Source organism: Providencia sp. LY12, assembly GCF_057621555.1.
The window spans coordinates 2,752,987-2,769,305 of record NZ_CM172594.1 but is presented as its reverse complement, the minus strand read 5'-3'; the positions used below and the strand labels follow the sequence as shown (position 1 = coordinate 2,769,305).

Here is a 16,319-nt window from a genome sequence, read left to right as displayed (position 1 = left end):
ACAGATATTTGAATATGGGTCGTTAGCTCAGTTGGTAGAGCAGTTGACTTTTAATCAATTGGTCGCAGGTTCGAATCCTGCACGACCCACCATTAAAATCTGTAACTTGAAAGATGTTTGGGTTATTCGGTGTGAACATTAGCGACTGACAAGATGGTTGCAGGTTCGACCCGTAGGGTGAGGCCAAAGGCCGAGAAATCCTGCATGACCCACCATCAAATACAGCGTCATGAAGTGGGCGATTAGCTCAGTTGGTAGAGCACCTCCCTTACAAGGAGGGGGTCAGTGGTTCGAGCCCGCTATCGCCCACCACTTCATCTTTCTCAAGCGTCCCTCTTAAAAAACTCCAAATCAAATCAAATTATAACTCATTGATTTTAATTAGTTTTTATAATCATATTCAATAAAGTTTCACTATTCCCACTCTCTGTCATTCTTCGTTTATTTTGCTTAAATATTCATATTGCTTATAAAGTATTACTCCTATTAAGATTAAACGTGTCGTTATATCGACCATTATATTGTTAATATAAACTTCTGGTTTTCTTATGAATCATTATATCGAATGAAGTGATAACGAGATTTTTCCTTGTATTGCTTAGCCCTCAAATGTTTTTAAAACTCAAAACTAGTTAATGAAAATAAAGCATTATGCCTACTTAAGTGAAATCACTTAAATGATAATGTTAAAGAACTAATGTATTTATAGCTTTATCTAAAATGAATTCTTATTAAAAACTATGATAGTAAAGTAAATACGCTAGAAATTAAGTTATGCCATATCACATGAATAGCCTTATGTTGGTTTGGATTAAATAAATTATTAAGAATATTCTTATGCGACATTAAAGGAATAACAAACAAAGCTTTCATTGATATTACAGTAAAAGAATATCTTCAAAGTAGTATATTAGTGAATAATTCTAGCTATTCACGTTTTGATAATCTTAAAGTTCAATAATTTCTGAGTGTTCATGTATTCATAATATTAAAATAAGATTATCGATAATCAGTAATGTTCATATTTTTGTGATATTCATCAAGTAAAGTGAATGTTCGGCTTCCTTAACGTTAATGTTTTGTTATGTTGAATATGTAGGTGCATTAAATTCACTAAGTTACTTTAAAAATATAGCGTTTAATTAATTTGTAGCATGCAGTTCAAAAATGTAAGTTATTGATGTTTTATGTTGCAAAATAGTTATATATGTAAAACACATATTTTTTACTTTCTTTTACAGAAAATGCTCACTTAATGTGGTTTTTGACTCAAAAAACTACCAATGTTATCGTGAAACGATTAACTTTGTTACAGTGTTAAATTATTCTGTTTATTTCCTTTATTTTTGGATTTATTGGCGGGAAAGTGGTTGGTTTTTAGTGAATTGTCTTGCGATGTGCTCTTTCACCTGAGTTTACTCGGTGATATTCACTGGCTATCGATTTGCATAACAGATTGATAATTAAGGGTTTATTTGCTAACTCGTCTTGTTTGTATAGAGAAAAATATTTTGTTACATAGTTGCAATGTCATTTTTGGACTAGTTGAAACTAATTAGAAGGCTAGTATATCATTCTCTTAGTGATGTTGGATGTATCACCATGTTTTTATCGATGAACTATATAGTACATATAAAATAACAATGAAAATGGCAGAAAATACCTGCTGATTTTTATTCAATTAATATAGATTGAAGCGAGAATGTTTATGAATACAAAATATCCTGTCGCTTGTGCAGTTGGACAAAAAATTAAGTCTTTAAGAAAAGCTCAAGGCTATACGGTTTTCCAATTAGCTAAAGAGATCGACATCAGTGAACAACAACTATTTCGTTATGAACGAGGTGTGAATCGTATTGATATAGATTGCTTAGTTCGCGTATTAAAGGTACTAGGCGTAAATATGGGTGAGTTCTTCAGTGAAGTTCTCCAGGATGATATCAATGCGTCTGAGGAAAGAGAATCTAAAGGGTTTAACGACTCACTTTATTCTCTCGTATAATATCTATTCTATGTAGACGTTTCATAATGAAACAAATTAAGTACAGTAATTAAATTGTTTCAATTGAGAACGATAAAATTAATTAACTCAAGTTAATTAATAAAAGTTATTGAATATATTAATCTCTCTCTTATATAGAGTACTTGCAAAAATAAAAGCCCCTTTGGGGCTTTTATTTTTTATGCATACAATTTAGAAAATAAGCGTGGAAAAATGAAAATGGATTATCACTATTTTTAACATATTATTCCTGCTGGATTTTTACTGGCTCTAAAATAACAGTAACGATACGTGGGCCGATCATTTCATCAATTTTTATTTGTATGCCATCTAGCTTAATCACATCCCCTTGAGAGGGTTCATTTTCAGTATTGACGTGAATAAATTGATTGAGTGTTTTATCGGAATCAACTTCAATCAAAATCCCATATGACTCATAAATTTCATTTAATCGCGTTGTGCCTTTTAAGCTTAAACCTGATTCAGGTAGCTCCATAACGGTTGGTTCTGAAGAAGTTTGTTCGGAGAATAATCTTTCTAAGAATAGGCGATTTTGCGGTTTTAGTACGACAAACAAATGATCATTCGCCATTAAGATTGTTGAGCCGCGTGGTGGCAATACACTTTTTTCTCGGGTGATCATCGCAATCACGGTTTGGTCAGGCAGGGCTAATTGAGATAACCTTCGTCCTACCGCAGAGCAGTCCTCGCCCAGCGTATATTCGACCAAGTCAGCATCAATCTGGTCGACAGCAGTAATATCTAATGTCGCAGCGGGCAGAAGCGGTGGTGGTTGCATAAGATTTAACTTGCGAGCAAAGTAAGGCAGCGTGGAACCTTGTAGCGTTGCAGAAATGAGTACCACGAAGAAAACAACATCAAAAATGAGGTTGGCCCCCGGTAACCCAAAAATAAAGGGGAAAATAGCCAAAATAATCGGAACAGAGCCTCTTAGTCCAACCCAGGAGATAAGTGCTATCTCATTTCGAGTGAAGCGAAATAGTTTGAGTACAGGGACAACCGCCAACGGTCTTGCAACAAAGGTTAATACCAGCGCAATGAGCAACCCTTCCTGCCATACCTCAATTAATGAGCTAGGGTTAACCAATAAGCCTAACATCACGAACATGATGATTTGGCTTAACCATGCCAGCCCATCATGGAATAGAAAGGTATTGCGCTGGAAAACAAATGAGTGATTACCAATAACCACACCCGTGACAAAAATAGATAAGAAGCCACTTCCATCTAAATTACTGGCGACACCGAATGAAAACAAACCACAAGCCGCCACTAAAACGGGATAAAGACCTGCCGCAAGTAACTTAATTTTGTTGATGATCTTTATTGAAATCCAACCAACACCTACCCCTACAGCAGCACCAATTCCCATTTGGCTAACAAATAATAACGCTAATTCACTGCCAGAGGCTTGTGGGTTCATTAGCAGTTGCAGTAGTCCAACGGTCAAAAATATGGCCATCGGGTCGTTGGTTGCACTCTCTATCTCTAAAGTCGCCTGTAAACGCTCATTTAGGTAAATGCCTGCATTGCGTAGCAGTGAAAATACGGCGGCGGCATCCGTTGAGCCAACAATGGCGCCTAAAAGCAACCCTTCAAGAAGTGGAATACCTAAAATATAGGCAGCGGCTAACCCAGTGATACCAGCAGTAATCAAAACACCAACGGTAGCTAAGGTGAATGCAGGTTTCCAGACTAGCTTAATTGATTTTACTGAGGTTTGTAGCCCACCATCGAAAAGGATTAGAGCAAGGGCGAGAGAGCCAACAGCATAAGATACATTGACGTTATCAAAGGTAATTTTCCCTAAGCCATCCTCACCTGCCAGCATGCCAATAAAGAGAAACATAACCAACATTGGCAAACCAAGTCTTGCAGACAATTTACTCGAAAAAATACCGAGTAAAATCAATATGGATGAAAGCAATATAAGTTGTTCGATAGTCGGCATAATCAGTTTTCAGTTAGAGGTGAATAAAACGCTGACGATGCATCGTAAAGCGCGCGAGGTAGCTAAAGATGTTATAAAAGTGACTAAAATATACATTTCATGGTGTTTTTAGTCCAAAGAGGTCAAATAAACATTATGATGTATAGTATTATGATTATATATGAATCATTTAAAATATATTGGTATTTTACTGCATTTTTTAAAATTTAATTTTTAGAAATAGCCTGTTTTTTTATTAAACTCGTGTTAGTAGCTATTTTTTTATGTGTAAATATTTTTTGCGGAGGAATTAAAAAGGGGGAAAGGGATGGGTAATTGTATGATAAATCAATAAAAGTCGATGAAGATATTTCATCGACTTTATATTAACTAGTGAAAACGCGCCTTTCTTGCCAAAGTGTCACCAATAAACTGTATTCCTTGCACGATAATCACCAAGGTCACCACCGTAATTGCCATAGCAACATTATCAAAGCGCTGATAACCGTAATTTAGCGCAAGATCACCAACACCACCGCCACCAACTGCACCAGCCATCGCTGTAGCCCCAACCAACGTAATACTGGCAGCCGTTAAGCTTAAAATTAATGACGACTTTGCTTCCGGTAGAATAAAGTGCCAAACAATTTGCCAGTTGGTCGCCCCCATTGCATCGGCAGCTTCAATAATACCCGAATGGACACTGAGCAATGAATTTTCAACCAATCTTGCCGTATATGGCGCAATATAAATGACTAAGGGTACAATTGCCGCGGTGGTGCCAATAGATGTTCCTACCACAAAGCGCGTTAATGGGATTATTGCCACTAATAAAATAATAAAAGGCAGTGAACGGAATATATTAATAATAGGGTTAATAACGCGATAAATACGTTTGTTTTCCCAAATTCCCTCAGGGCGAGTAATAACTAATAAAATCCCCAATAAGATCCCGAATAGCGAACCGAGGACAAGCGCAATACTCACCATAGTGAATGTTTCTGACATGGCCAATAAAAATTGTTTACTTGTCAGTGCCGTTTCAAAAAACTCACTCATACTGTCCCCTTATTCACTGCAACGCCACGATGGCGTAAATAGGCTACGGCTTCATCAATGTGTTGTTTATCGCCTAACATTTGAACAAACATACTGCCTAATACGACACCGTTGATCTCTTTCATGTTGGCAAACAGAATATTGATTTTAATAATATTTTTGATGATAAGCTCATTCACCACAGGCTCTTGAGCCGATTTACCTAAAAACTCTAATCGATACACATCCTCTTGATGTTCAAGCTGATGGAGTACACGCTCAGGAATTTTTTCATTGAGCACAGTACCCACAAATTTTTGCGTGGTTGAATGCTGAGGATTGGCAAAAATATCAAGTACTGTGCCTTCTTCAACAATGCGACCGGATTCCATGACGGCGACACGATGACAAATCTGCTCAATGACTTCCATTTCATGAGTGACCAATAAAATGGTAATTTTCTGCTCACGATTGATTTTTTGCAGTAATGCCAAAATAGAGGCAGTCGTTTGCGGATCCAAGGCAGAGGTAGCCTCATCACACAGCAAGATTTGTGGGTTATTAATTAACGCTCTCGCTATTCCAACGCGCTGTTTTTGCCCACCAGAAAGCTGGTTAGGGTATTGGTGTTTCTTATCGCTCAGCTCAACGTATTCGAGAATGTTATCTACGCGACGGGTAATTTCGTGCTTATCAATGCCGAGTAAAACCAGAGGCATTGCAACATTCTGTTCAACGGTCTTGGTTTCCAACAAATTGAAATGTTGGAAAATCATTCCGATACTTTTTTTATGATCCCGTATTTGCGATGGGGTATGTTCCGCTAAATTGTGCTGATCGACCTTGATGGAGCCACCGGTAGGCTTTTCTAATTGATTGACTAAGCGGATCAAGGAACTTTTACCTGCACCGCTATAACCAATAAAACCAAAAATATCACCTTTATTGATATGCAAATTAATATCTTGTAGAGCGACTAAGGACTGCCCATTTTTTTCATAGATCTTTTGGACATTGTTAAATTCAATCATCCCTTACTCCACATTTTCAATCAGTTGTACACGCTGAGCAGGAGGTAAAGCAGGTTGCCATTCATCACCTAATAACTCGTTTTCTGTACTGGTTTTAACCAACTCAAGGTGCTGCTGCCGATGAGCTAGATATAACTTGGCGGCAATATGATCTGCTAAACGCTCAGCTCCGGTATTGGTACCTGGGATCAAGCCAATTACGGGACCCATGCTGAGCGAGGCACTTAAATTGAAGCAATAAAAGTGGTCGATAAACGGAAATTCGTAACCCGACTTTGCTTGTAATTCAAAGTGTTCACCAAGATAGGGATGCGCGGCAAGTTCATCATTTTCCTCACCTTTAGGTGGGGTATAAACATCTCTCCACGTTTTAATAAACGGCGCTAGGCGATGAAATGGGCTGTGTTTTTGCCAATTCAGTCGGTAGCCAGTCGCTAAAATGAGGTAATCAAAAGAGAAGTCCCCTTGGTTGGTGGAAACTTGCAATTTACTCTCTTTGACGGTGACATCATTGACTTGTGTATTGAAGTTAAAATAAGCATGTGTATGACGAGAAACTCGTAGTGTACTACCATGAGGGGCAGGGGTTTTCGCTTTCAAAACATAGTCAGCATAATGCCATTTTTGCGCATCGGTAAAATACCCATAGGCATTGGTAAAACCAGCACTTCCGGCGACCTTTCCTCGGTTTACTCGCGGCATCTCTTTTGCTCGGATCAATAACTCAACAGACTTAGCACCATGTTCTAATGCAGTGGCTGAACTGTCCATAGCCCCCGCACTGTAGCCTACAACACGAATATCGAGCCCGTTAAATTTCTCATAGTTGCTACCCGCATATGAATGCTCCCAGTATTGAGTTGGAATTTTATCCATAAATTCTGGGATGTTAGGTTCGCTAAATGACTCCATACCCGTTGCAATGACAACATGCTGAGCGACAAAAGAGGTTTGCCCATTGGGAGTATCAAACGTTAACTCGCGACCTTGAGGGATTAATTTAACATCGACTAATTGGTGCTGATTTAGCAGTGTAGGTGCCGTCATGGTTTTAAACCATTGTAGGTACTCACCCCATTGCAAACGTGGAATTTTATCGAGACTTTCCCAAGCATCATCGCCAAATTGAGCTTTAAACCAGGCTTGGAATGTTAAAGAGGGGGATGCAAGAGCAGGACCGACAACCTGTTTAGGTGACCGCAAGGTTTCCATCAAGGCTGGCGTTTGCCAAGGACCTTCTTTGCCTGAGGGCGCTTGGTCAAAAACGATAGCGTTAATTCCCCGTAATTTTAAGGCAAAAGCCGCCGTTACTCCCGACATGCCCGCACCGATAATGGCGACATTAATCTGTTGTTTATCAAGATCTTCATCTGACAACGACCATGAGCTAATCGGTAAATTAAGATACTGCAAATCCTGATTTATTTGCGCCTCTAGAGCCGCTAATCCAATGACCTTATCCATGGTATTACTCCTTATTTTCAGGGAGTTCAAACGGTTCTCCCAATGTCAGCATTAAGCGATTAGCCCATGAAAAAAATGCACTGGATTGAATTAAATCGAGTAACTCTAGCTCCGTTAACCCTAATGAACGTAGTTGGTCGATTTGTTCAACTGAGGCTTGAATAGGTGTAGCTGAGAGCGAAGCGATAAGAGAAACGGCAGCTAAAAGCCTCGGTTCATAGCCTTCAGCAAGCACATTTCCTGCGGATGTCGCCAACAGTTTCTCGACATCACCGAGATGTTCTTTCGCATACTGGCTAGCTTTGCGCGCATGAACTGAGGCGCAATAAATGCAGCCATTCACTTTACTGACCGCAGCGGCAGCAAACTCTCTCTCCCAACGAGGTAGTCCGCCTGAGGTATAAAAAATACCTCGGTCTATTTGTGTTCGTAGCGCTAAAATTTCGCTTTGATGAGCTAACAGAAGGAAATACTCAGAATTTAATTGTCCATGTTTTTTCAGCGTTTGAGTTTCATCGTCACTTAACGAATTGACATCTCGCGCTGATAACCAAGATTCCCAACCTAATTGCTGTTGTGTAAAAGCGGTTGGTGATGGTTGTCCTAATTGTGTTGTCGTTGCATGACTCCAATTTCCTGCCAAAATTGGAAAGTGTTGGTCTGCTTTATTATCTGAATTCGGATTTTGTCCAATTAATAATTCCAAGCCAGCAACTAAGCGGGATTGATAAGTGACAAAGGTAATTAACTGTGCCAATAAAATAATGTCGGACTCAGACCATCCTTGCTGAATAAATTGTTGCGTTAAAGCGTAATCTGCTTGATTTGGATTGCTGGTTAATACTCGCAGATATTTCTCAGCAAGCGTAATGTCAGGTGTTATTTCGACAATAGGTTGGGATGATAATAAATCAGCATAATGTTTTGATAGTAATACGGAGCCAGTAATTTTCGTCACGGAAAGCGCAAAATAGTATTTCACATTTAGAGGCAATATTTGAGATGGCACAGAAAAAATAGCCTCAAAAGCGACTTGAGTATTGTCTGTTGCAACCGGTCTTTCTGCACGGGTCTTTGCTAATTCTGAGTCTGGTGTTAGGTTAAGAATATTGTTAATTAAATCAAATTTTACTGTCATAAATAACTCACTTTATTTAAATTTTTTTATCTCCTTCATTACATATCAATCACATCATTATTCGAACTACCATTTTGTTATATCGTTATAACCATTTTGGTTTGATTCATTTTTATATTCATTTCTATTTAAGTTATAACGAACGGATCTAAGACGTTAAATAAATCCTGTTTATACTCCGGTCGATTGGCAATATTAAAAACTGAAAGTCATTAAAAAGTAATCACCATAGGGAATATCAAATGTTCAAACAAAAAATAATAAACTTATCTTTAGTGGCAACCGCAATCATTGTATTGGCAGGATGTGGTGATAATAAAGAAAAAGACAGCTCAGATAAAAAGCAAATTACGATTGGCTTTGGTGTAGGGAATTATATCGACCAAGTCGATAAAGGCATTGTGCCTATTTTAGAGAAAAAAGGTTACCAAGTGACGTTACGTCAGTTTTCACAAAATAGGCAAATTAACCCTGCATTTGAAGAAGGGGCAATTGACGCATCCGTAAACCAAAGTCGCGCTTATATGGATGCATATAACCAAAAAAATAACATTAATATGGTCGCATTGGCCGATTCACCAAGCGCACCGCAGAGTTTACGTTCGAATAAACACAAAACGCTGGATGATGTGCAAGATGGCATGATTGTCGCACTGTCAAATGACCCCGTAAACGCGGAACGTGGAGCTCGAATTTTAGAGCAACTGGGTTGGATTAAAATTAAACCGAATGTCAGTACGCTCAGCTTTAGCGTCAATGACATTGAACCTGCAAAATATAAGCTCGATATCCGTGAAACAGATGCCGCGCAAGGTTTACGTCTATTGGATGATGTGGATTTTGTAGTAGTGAATGGTAATTATGTGGCGAGTGCAGGGCAGCGTATTGCGGATGGTTTGGTTGTTGAAAATTCACCGCTTGAGCATCGCGTTGTGGTTTCTGTACTACAAAAAGATCTCGACACGCAATGGGCTAAAGATTTAAAAGAGGCTTTTGAATCAAAAGAGTATGCAGATTATATTCGCTCTCAGCGTATTTATGATGGTTTTATTGAACCTGCTGCGTGGGCAAATTATTCTAAATAATATTCGAATCTTCGTTGCCAATTTGGTGAAAAATTGGCAACAGATCGTTTAGAAAGATAGACAAACATCATAGAGTTGGTTATTACCTATTCAGAATAAATAAAAATAGCAAAATAAAATTGTCTTGATAAAGACTAAAACCAGATAGGGGAAAATGATGGCTAACGAAGTTTTAAATGCACTAAAGGTATTAAAATCCAAAAAATGGGTGGATTTAACGCACAGCTTTGATAAAGATTCTCCTCATTTCTTTATGTTTGACTCTGCAGAATTTAAAACATTATTTGGCTACTCTGACGGCTTTTTTGCTCAGCAATTTACCTTTCCTGGGCAATACGGCACGCATATTGACGCACCTTGTCATTTTGTTGAAGGAAAACGCTTTTTACATGAATTGGAGCTGCAAGAGTTAGTCTTACCGCTGATCGTTATCAACCAATCTGAGCGAGCGGCACAAGACCCTAATTTTGCATTTTCTCGCGAAGATGTTTTAGCTTTCGAGCGTGAACATGGGCGAATCGAACCGGATAGTTTTGTAGCACTACGCACAGATTGGCATAAGCGCTGGCCTTCTCAAGAAGCCATGGATAATAAAGACGCAGAAGGTAATAATCAAATCCCGGGATGGGGTATGGATGCGCTCAAATTTTTATTTGAAGAGCGTGGCATTAAAGCCATTGGGCATGAGACATTTGATACTGATGCAGCGAAAGATTTTCGCCAAAATAACGCGCTATTAGGTGAATATTACGTATTAGAACAAGATACTTACCAAATAGAGTTGATGGCGAATTTAGATCAATTACCGACTCGTGGTGCTGTGATTTTTAATATTGTGGCGAAACCCAATAATGCTAGTGGGTTTCCTGTGCGCTCATTTGCTATTCTTCCCTGAAAATCCTAAACGCCTTTCTCAGTTAAATAGGCTGAGAAAGGCGTTAGTTTTATAACGCGAATAAAATCCATGCAGTGGCTAATAGCATACAGAGAACGGCAACAATTCCCCCAGATTTTGCAAATTCTGAGAATGAAATTTTCACACCATAAGCCGCCGCTTGTTCCACAACAATAATGCCCGCCAAGCTACCAAACACAAACAAGTTACTGGAAAAACCAGAGCCAAGGACTAATGCGGCGCCTAATGCATCAGCGTTACCGTCAGGCGTTAAAAAAGGCACCAGCAGCATGACAGAGGGGTTATTTCCGACAATAGTGCTGAGAACGCCGGTTACTAAAAATAGAATGAATGGGTTATTGAGTTCAACACCATGAGCGCGTAAATCATTCAACATTTGCTGCGGTAATCCTGTTCCAGCAAATGCCGCGTTGACGACAAATAATCCCATGATTAATAGTAATAAATTCCCATCCACTAACTTAAGCATATCGCTAGATGCAATGGAGCGGTTCAGTAATAGGAAACCCGCTGCCGTTAATGCGATTAACTCTTTTGGTATATCACTCACCACAAAAGCCACAATCACGGCGAGTGTGATCACACCGGCTTTAGCAGTTTCCCATGTATCGAGTGGTGTTGGCGGAGAGACCGTTTTAGGGGTATTAGTCGGCTCTTTAGCTAAGTACCAGCGGTTGCGATATAACCACACCAATACCAGCCAGGTGAGCGGTAAAGATAATAATGCCGGTATTGCCGAGGATTGTAATAAGCCCACAAAGGAAATATCTAGCCCCTGTGCCGCGATCATATTTTGCGGGCTACCAATCAGCGAGCCGGTTGCACCGTTGTTGGCGGCAAAACAGAATCCAAGCAGAAACGGAATGGGGTTAAGCCCGCGAGATAGTGTGATGGAGACCAATAATGGTGTCATCGCGACGACAACCACGTCGTTGGTTAACAGTGCGGAAAGTAATCCGCCAACGGCGATCAGTACGGCAAGCAGTGTAGGCGCACTGACTTTGAGCATCGCCACGCGATCGGCGGTCCAACTATAAAAGCCGGAAACCACAAACGAAGCGGAGACCACCATCAAACCAAATAGCATGCCGATAGTGCGGTAATCAATGGCATTCCAGGCATGAGGTGGCGTGATGCTGTCGATGGCCATCATGGCTAATGCACCGATGACGGCGGCGCCCGTTCTATCAACTTTAAAGCCGGGTAGTTTGCCAAATGCCATGGCGATATAGACCAACACAAAAATAATAATGGTAAGCGTCATATTATTCACATTTTTTCTGAAAGATTAGGGGGATTTTACGGTGAATAAAATTACAGGCAAGATAAAAAATGTTTAGTTTTTAATTAAGTAAATGGTGTCTAACTAGGATATTCGTAATACGATGTTATACGGACAGTAAGCGATAATTAATTTGTTGGCGGGATGTTTTCTACATCATAAAAATATCGATAAATAAAATGAGGTTGTTATGAAAGTTACAGTTACACATGATATTACCCCTGAAGATAAAGAAGAGTTATTTACTGGTCTAAGAAGCTACAACCGATCTTTTTTGCAAAATAGCTATTTTGGGCAACTTGGTGTGTATAGCAAGGATGAAAATGGGATCATGCAGGGTGGGCTTCTCGCGTCAATTAAAGGTCGATGGTTATGTATTGATTATCTGTGGGTGGATGAGTCAATGCGTAAGAATGGATTAGGTAGCCAATTAATGCACGTCGCAGAAGAAGAGAGTAAAAAACTCGGCTGCCACAATGCATTAGTGGATACTTTTAGTTTCCAAGCTTTGCCATTTTATGAAAAACTGGGTTACGTGAAACAAATGTCTCTCCCTAATTTTCCGGAATTAGGCATGCAACGCCATTATCTTTCTAAAGAAATATAACAATCTTCATGGCACCAGTTTATCTTTTAGTTCATGTGAGCTGATGGGTTTGTTGGTAAGGATTGGCTATCTATCCATTGAGATAATATTTGTTTTGCAGTTAATCTCAATGGTGTATTTGTCGCATTAGACGAATTTAAATATTGCGTAGAATATTCTAACAAGTATCCATTCTTAAAAATAAACCAGCGGTCTGTTATTTTTACTGTGGCTTCTGGTTGTTGTTTATCATGATAAACCATTAGCTGATAACCATCCTGCCTCGTTTGCTCATCCGGCGTTCCTTCTATTTGCATCACTTGGTTTGATGTCATCCCTGTCATAACAACAGAAGGCGATTTTTCCATCGTACAACCTATCAGAAGAATACCAATTAATAAGGCAAAAAGTGTTCGCATCGTGGTCAGTCCATCAAATAGGGATATAAGCAAAATACTATAGGGGAAGAAGTAAAAGCGAAATAGGGCGAAGAAAGATTGGGAAAGTTCTTGGGGGGGGGCTTAGTGCAGGAATCTGTCCCCTGCAGGAATCGAACCTGCAACTAGCCCTTAGGAGGGGCTCGTTATATCCATTTAACTAAGGGGACATTGAGATGCTGCGTAATAGCGCTTGGCATTTTACTGGCCACCCTCCATTGAATCAAGCTGTTACAGCCAAATTCTCTGCTTTTATCTTTTTTATTCTTTTCTTTGTTGGTTTTTTAAGCATCTTGCAGTTTAGCCTAAAATTATTTCAGATAAGTCTATCTCTATGTTAATACACTAATTAATGACATTTACTGAAGCAACCCTGGCGTTTGGGGGGATTCGTATGTATTTCTTATGATAAGTTGATAATTAAATAGGTTATAATTATATCTATATGGCAATTAAACCACTCAAAACGCTTAACATGTTTTTCTATTTGCTTTTATGATAAAGCGATTAGTAATAACGATAAAAACACCATGGCAAGGTGGAATAAAGGATGGAGAGAATGATGAAGTTTCGCATAAGTAGCGTTCTTCTCGCGGGAGTTTTAATGGCTGGATGTGCGAGCGTTGACCCAGAAACGCAGCAGCGTTCAGACCCGTTAGAAGGCTTTAACCGAGCAATGTTTAACTTTAACTATAATGTCTTAGACCCATATGTCTTAAGACCTGTAGCCGTTGCTTGGAATGATTACGTGCCAATGCCTGCTCGAAACGGACTCAGTAACTTTCTTGGCAACCTTGAAGAACCGGCCAGTATGTTAAACAGCTTTTTCCGTGGAGAAGTGGAGCAAGGCTTTAAGCACTTTAACCGCTTCTTCTTAAACTCAGTGTTTGGTATCGGTGGCTTAATTGATGTTGCTGGCATGGCAAACCCTCAGTTAGTCAAAGAAGAGCCAAAGCGTTTCGGGAATACACTAGGCTACTATGATGTGGGTTATGGTCCATATGTGGTTTTACCGGGTTATGGCAGCGCAACATTGCGTGAGCAAGGTGGTGATCTAGCGGACGATCTCTACCCAATGCTGAGTTATTTAACTTTCTGGATGTCTGCGGGTAAATGGGCACTGGAAGGGATTGAAACCCGTGCAAGATTACTTGATTCGGATGGATTGCTGAAAAGCTCTTCCGACCCTTACTTAATGTTCCGCGAAGCTTACTTCCAACGTAATGATTTCTTATCAAGAGGGGGAACGCTGCAACCAGCAAATAACCCAAATGCGGCAGTCATTGAAGGAGAGCTGGATTCGATTGATTAATTAGTTGATCGATTGATTTGGTGGGGTTTATCACTCTCTATGTTTTTTAGACATCAGAGAGTGATAAATAAACTGCTAGTCATTGTCCTGTTTTCCTCGTTGGATGACTGTGTCAATCACGGCACTGACGACTAACACGCTAACAAAGCTGATAGTGAATAATGTTCCCATAATGCCCTCCTATGTTTTTTCCATGATTTTCCTCAGATGGTAGCTTAGTGAGCAACTCTACTGCTTCTTCATGTCAAAAAAATGAAGGGCAGCATTGCAGTTAAAAATCGATATCAAAATGATTGAGTGGATATTTATGACTGGGATCAGTACATGAATAAGCCGCGGGAATGTTTTTAACAATAAAATAACATCGGGCTATAATTAATATATAAATCTGTACAAAAAAAAGTCAAGAAAAAATTTGGCTTGAGGATGTTTTTTCTGCGAAGAGCATAAAAGGAAAGTAAGGGAAGGAAGAGATAGAAGAGGGAGATATCAGGGGAGGGAACTCCCCCGATAAGATATAACTGATTAGAATGTATAGTTAAAGTTAACGCCGTATAACCATGCAGACCCTTCAGATTTGAAATGTTTCATTGTTTTGTCTTGTGACTCAACAAGTCTTTCATTGATATTAACTTTTTTGCCGTACATATAAGCAATACCTAAGTCCACAGAGGCATCTTTGTTAAATGCATAAGTGGTACCTGCGGTTAACCAGTAACGGTCTTGGTCTGGAATTGAAATTGAACGGTATTTAGATGGTACAGGGCTTTCATCGTAAGCAATACCCGTACGGAAGGTCCAATTATCATCATGGTAATAGGTAGTACCTAATGCTAAGCGCCACGCATCATCAAAGTTTTCTGGTTTGTGGAACAGTTCCTTACCATTACTCTTCTGGTACGCCGTTAGGTCTTTAAAGGTGCTCCAACCAGTGTAAGAAACGCTATAGTGAAGCGCCCACTTAGGATCGACTTTATGATAGCCCGAAAATTCCCAGATATCTGGAAGATTAAGGTCTAATGTACCTTTGATTTTTTCTCCATTAGTACCTTGCAACCCAATCAGTCCTAGGCGCGGGTCGTTAGGAAGACCGTTAGAATATTTACCGTTTTCAAATTTTACTTTGACTTTTGAACGATAAGTAAAGCTTAAGCGGTTATCTTGGTTGATTTCATATAATAAACCAGCGTTCCAACCATAACCCCAATCATCACCTGTTAATTTAGCCATTGTTGTGCTAGGTGGTAACGCTGGCATACCAATCATTTGTGTTAAAGCACCAAGATCGCCAGCATGACGACTAATTTCAGCATCGGCATAAACAGCATTCGCACCTAAACCGAAACTAAAATTATCATTAATACGATATGCGCCGCTTAAATTAAGGTTTACTGTTTTTAAATCGGTTTTACCGCCGATAGAACCCGCTGCATAATCTTTAGGGAAATCAGTAGAGAGACCAAAGTTAGTGGTCATTGAAGTACCGACTGCCCATTTATCATTAATTGGGAAGATAAAGTGAGCATTAGGAACTAGGGCATTTGGGGCGATATTGTTAGAAGTATATCTATCGCTGTCACGGCCTTTAATATCAACAGTTGGATCGATATAGACCGCACCAATCGACATGGTTGGTCGATCAAATAACATCATTGCAGCTGGGTTGCGGCTGCCTTCACTTGCGTTGTCGCCGACGGCTCCTGCGCCTGAAAATGCACGTCCTAGGGCTGAGGTTGAATATTCATTCAGCAAAAAACCAGCTGCACTTGCATTGGAAGAAATAACAGCCACTGCGATTGCTAAAGCTGATCGAGCAAATAGGTTTTTCTGGTTCATGACCAAAACCCTCTTGTATGTTTTATTTAAATAAGCGACTTCTATCGCAAGAAGCGCTGAATTGTAGGGTCGCTTGCCTCTACGACAAATCAGACCAGTTCAATGAGTATAGGTCTGACCACTGGGGATGTTGCAAGGTTGTTTTGTTTTTGTGCGATTTTTCTTTTCGAAAATGCGATGTAATTAACAAAATGGCAACATTTGTGTGAGCTTAACGAGTAATAAGTGCTCATATAAGGAG

At 39.5% G+C, this 16,319-nt stretch carries 13 protein-coding genes and 3 tRNA genes; 7 read left to right on the top strand and 9 right to left on the bottom strand.

The window, feature by feature from the left end; genetic code table 11:
• Positions 1-16 precede the first annotated feature (16 nt).
• From ACY3ZI_RS13155 to ACY3ZI_RS13145, 3 genes are all read left to right on the top strand, one after another.
• Positions 17-92, top strand: a tRNA-Lys gene (locus tag ACY3ZI_RS13155).
• Between the two features lie 144 nt (positions 93-236).
• A tRNA-Val gene (locus ACY3ZI_RS13150) sits at positions 237-312 on the top strand.
• Positions 313-1,708: 1,396 nt separating this feature from the next.
• Complete coding sequence (locus tag ACY3ZI_RS13145; RefSeq protein ID WP_036949379.1) at positions 1,709-2,002, top strand: helix-turn-helix domain-containing protein; 294 nt, start codon at positions 1,709-1,711, stop codon at positions 2,000-2,002.
• A 244-nt stretch (positions 2,003-2,246) separates the two neighbouring features.
• On the opposite strand, the gene ACY3ZI_RS13140 is transcribed toward ACY3ZI_RS13145, so the two are convergent.
• From ACY3ZI_RS13140 to ACY3ZI_RS13120, 5 genes are all read right to left on the bottom strand, one after another.
• Entirely contained in the window at positions 2,247-3,974 is a 1,728-nt protein-coding gene (locus ACY3ZI_RS13140) for a potassium/proton antiporter (RefSeq protein WP_108478554.1), read from the bottom strand.
• Between the two features lie 369 nt (positions 3,975-4,343).
• Positions 4,344-5,012, bottom strand: coding sequence for a methionine ABC transporter permease (locus ACY3ZI_RS13135; protein WP_132495518.1), 669 nt, complete (start codon positions 5,010-5,012; stop codon positions 4,344-4,346).
• Positions 5,009-6,022, bottom strand: a complete 1,014-nt coding sequence (locus ACY3ZI_RS13130) for a methionine ABC transporter ATP-binding protein (protein WP_487375311.1) — start codon at positions 6,020-6,022, stop codon at positions 5,009-5,011. Before ACY3ZI_RS13130 ends, ACY3ZI_RS13135 begins: the two co-directional genes overlap by 4 nt.
• Before the next feature lie 3 nt (positions 6,023-6,025).
• Positions 6,026-7,486: an FAD/NAD(P)-binding protein gene (locus ACY3ZI_RS13125; RefSeq protein ID WP_487375310.1), complete on the bottom strand. Its 1,461-nt coding sequence runs from the start codon at positions 7,484-7,486 to the stop codon at positions 6,026-6,028.
• 4 nt (positions 7,487-7,490) lie between these two features.
• Positions 7,491-8,624, bottom strand: a complete 1,134-nt coding sequence (locus ACY3ZI_RS13120) for a CMD domain-containing protein (protein WP_487375309.1) — start codon at positions 8,622-8,624, stop codon at positions 7,491-7,493.
• Positions 8,625-8,866: 242 nt separating this feature from the next.
• Between ACY3ZI_RS13120 and ACY3ZI_RS13115 the strand changes: the two genes are divergently transcribed.
• Positions 8,867-9,709: a MetQ/NlpA family ABC transporter substrate-binding protein gene (locus tag ACY3ZI_RS13115; protein ID WP_487375308.1), complete on the top strand. Its 843-nt coding sequence runs from the start codon at positions 8,867-8,869 to the stop codon at positions 9,707-9,709.
• A gap of 157 nt (positions 9,710-9,866) precedes the next feature.
• Positions 9,867-10,604: a cyclase family protein gene (locus ACY3ZI_RS13110; protein WP_108478557.1), complete on the top strand. Its 738-nt coding sequence runs from the start codon at positions 9,867-9,869 to the stop codon at positions 10,602-10,604.
• A 49-nt stretch (positions 10,605-10,653) separates the two neighbouring features.
• Here the strand turns inward: ACY3ZI_RS13110 and ACY3ZI_RS13105 are convergent, their stop codons facing one another.
• Positions 10,654-11,889 carry an ArsB/NhaD family transporter gene (locus tag ACY3ZI_RS13105; protein ID WP_108478558.1) on the bottom strand — a complete coding sequence of 412 codons (1,236 nt, stop codon included), beginning with the start codon at positions 11,887-11,889 and terminating at the stop codon, positions 10,654-10,656.
• A gap of 208 nt (positions 11,890-12,097) precedes the next feature.
• Here ACY3ZI_RS13105 and ACY3ZI_RS13100 point away from each other — a divergent pair, with 208 nt between their 5' ends.
• Positions 12,098-12,514: a GNAT family N-acetyltransferase gene (locus tag ACY3ZI_RS13100; RefSeq protein ID WP_108478559.1), complete on the top strand. Its 417-nt coding sequence runs from the start codon at positions 12,098-12,100 to the stop codon at positions 12,512-12,514.
• Positions 12,515-12,540: 26 nt separating this feature from the next.
• On the opposite strand, the gene ACY3ZI_RS13095 is transcribed toward ACY3ZI_RS13100, so the two are convergent.
• The gene (locus tag ACY3ZI_RS13095) at positions 12,541-12,861 is read right to left on the bottom strand and encodes a hypothetical protein (RefSeq protein WP_230082520.1); all 321 of its coding nucleotides are present in this window, start codon (positions 12,859-12,861) and stop codon (positions 12,541-12,543) included.
• A gap of 167 nt (positions 12,862-13,028) precedes the next feature.
• Positions 13,029-13,100 (bottom strand) — tRNA-Arg (locus ACY3ZI_RS13090).
• Positions 13,101-13,492: 392 nt separating this feature from the next.
• Between ACY3ZI_RS13090 and mlaA the strand changes: the two genes are divergently transcribed.
• Positions 13,493-14,242 carry a phospholipid-binding lipoprotein MlaA gene (gene mlaA / locus ACY3ZI_RS13085; protein ID WP_108478638.1) on the top strand — a complete coding sequence of 250 codons (750 nt, stop codon included), beginning with the start codon at positions 13,493-13,495 and terminating at the stop codon, positions 14,240-14,242.
• Positions 14,243-14,767: 525 nt separating this feature from the next.
• On the opposite strand, the gene fadL is transcribed toward mlaA, so the two are convergent.
• Positions 14,768-16,078 carry a long-chain fatty acid transporter FadL gene (gene fadL / locus ACY3ZI_RS13080; RefSeq protein ID WP_272533422.1) on the bottom strand — a complete coding sequence of 437 codons (1,311 nt, stop codon included), beginning with the start codon at positions 16,076-16,078 and terminating at the stop codon, positions 14,768-14,770.
• Between the last annotated feature and the right edge of the window lie 241 nt (positions 16,079-16,319).

What these genes read in the sequence shown, in the direction of transcription:
- ACY3ZI_RS13145 (WP_036949379.1), top strand. Translation starts at nt 1,709, where the DNA reads ATGAATACAAAATATCCTGTCGCTTGTGCAGTTGGACAAAAAATTAAG.
- ACY3ZI_RS13140 (WP_108478554.1), bottom strand. Translation starts at nt 3,974, where the DNA reads ATGCCGACTATCGAACAACTTATATTGCTTTCATCCATATTGATTTTA.
- ACY3ZI_RS13135 (WP_132495518.1), bottom strand. Translation starts at nt 5,012, where the DNA reads ATGAGTGAGTTTTTTGAAACGGCACTGACAAGTAAACAATTTTTATTG.
- ACY3ZI_RS13130 (WP_487375311.1), bottom strand. Translation starts at nt 6,022, where the DNA reads ATGATTGAATTTAACAATGTCCAAAAGATCTATGAAAAAAATGGGCAG.
- ACY3ZI_RS13125 (WP_487375310.1), bottom strand. Translation starts at nt 7,486, where the DNA reads ATGGATAAGGTCATTGGATTAGCGGCTCTAGAGGCGCAAATAAATCAG.
- ACY3ZI_RS13120 (WP_487375309.1), bottom strand. Translation starts at nt 8,624, where the DNA reads ATGACAGTAAAATTTGATTTAATTAACAATATTCTTAACCTAACACCA.
- ACY3ZI_RS13115 (WP_487375308.1), top strand. Translation starts at nt 8,867, where the DNA reads ATGTTCAAACAAAAAATAATAAACTTATCTTTAGTGGCAACCGCAATC.
- ACY3ZI_RS13110 (WP_108478557.1), top strand. Translation starts at nt 9,867, where the DNA reads ATGGCTAACGAAGTTTTAAATGCACTAAAGGTATTAAAATCCAAAAAA.
- ACY3ZI_RS13105 (WP_108478558.1), bottom strand. Translation starts at nt 11,889, where the DNA reads ATGACGCTTACCATTATTATTTTTGTGTTGGTCTATATCGCCATGGCA.
- ACY3ZI_RS13100 (WP_108478559.1), top strand. Translation starts at nt 12,098, where the DNA reads ATGAAAGTTACAGTTACACATGATATTACCCCTGAAGATAAAGAAGAG.
- ACY3ZI_RS13095 (WP_230082520.1), bottom strand. Translation starts at nt 12,861, where the DNA reads ATGGAAAAATCGCCTTCTGTTGTTATGACAGGGATGACATCAAACCAA.
- mlaA (WP_108478638.1), top strand. Translation starts at nt 13,493, where the DNA reads ATGAAGTTTCGCATAAGTAGCGTTCTTCTCGCGGGAGTTTTAATGGCT.
- fadL (WP_272533422.1), bottom strand. Translation starts at nt 16,078, where the DNA reads ATGAACCAGAAAAACCTATTTGCTCGATCAGCTTTAGCAATCGCAGTG.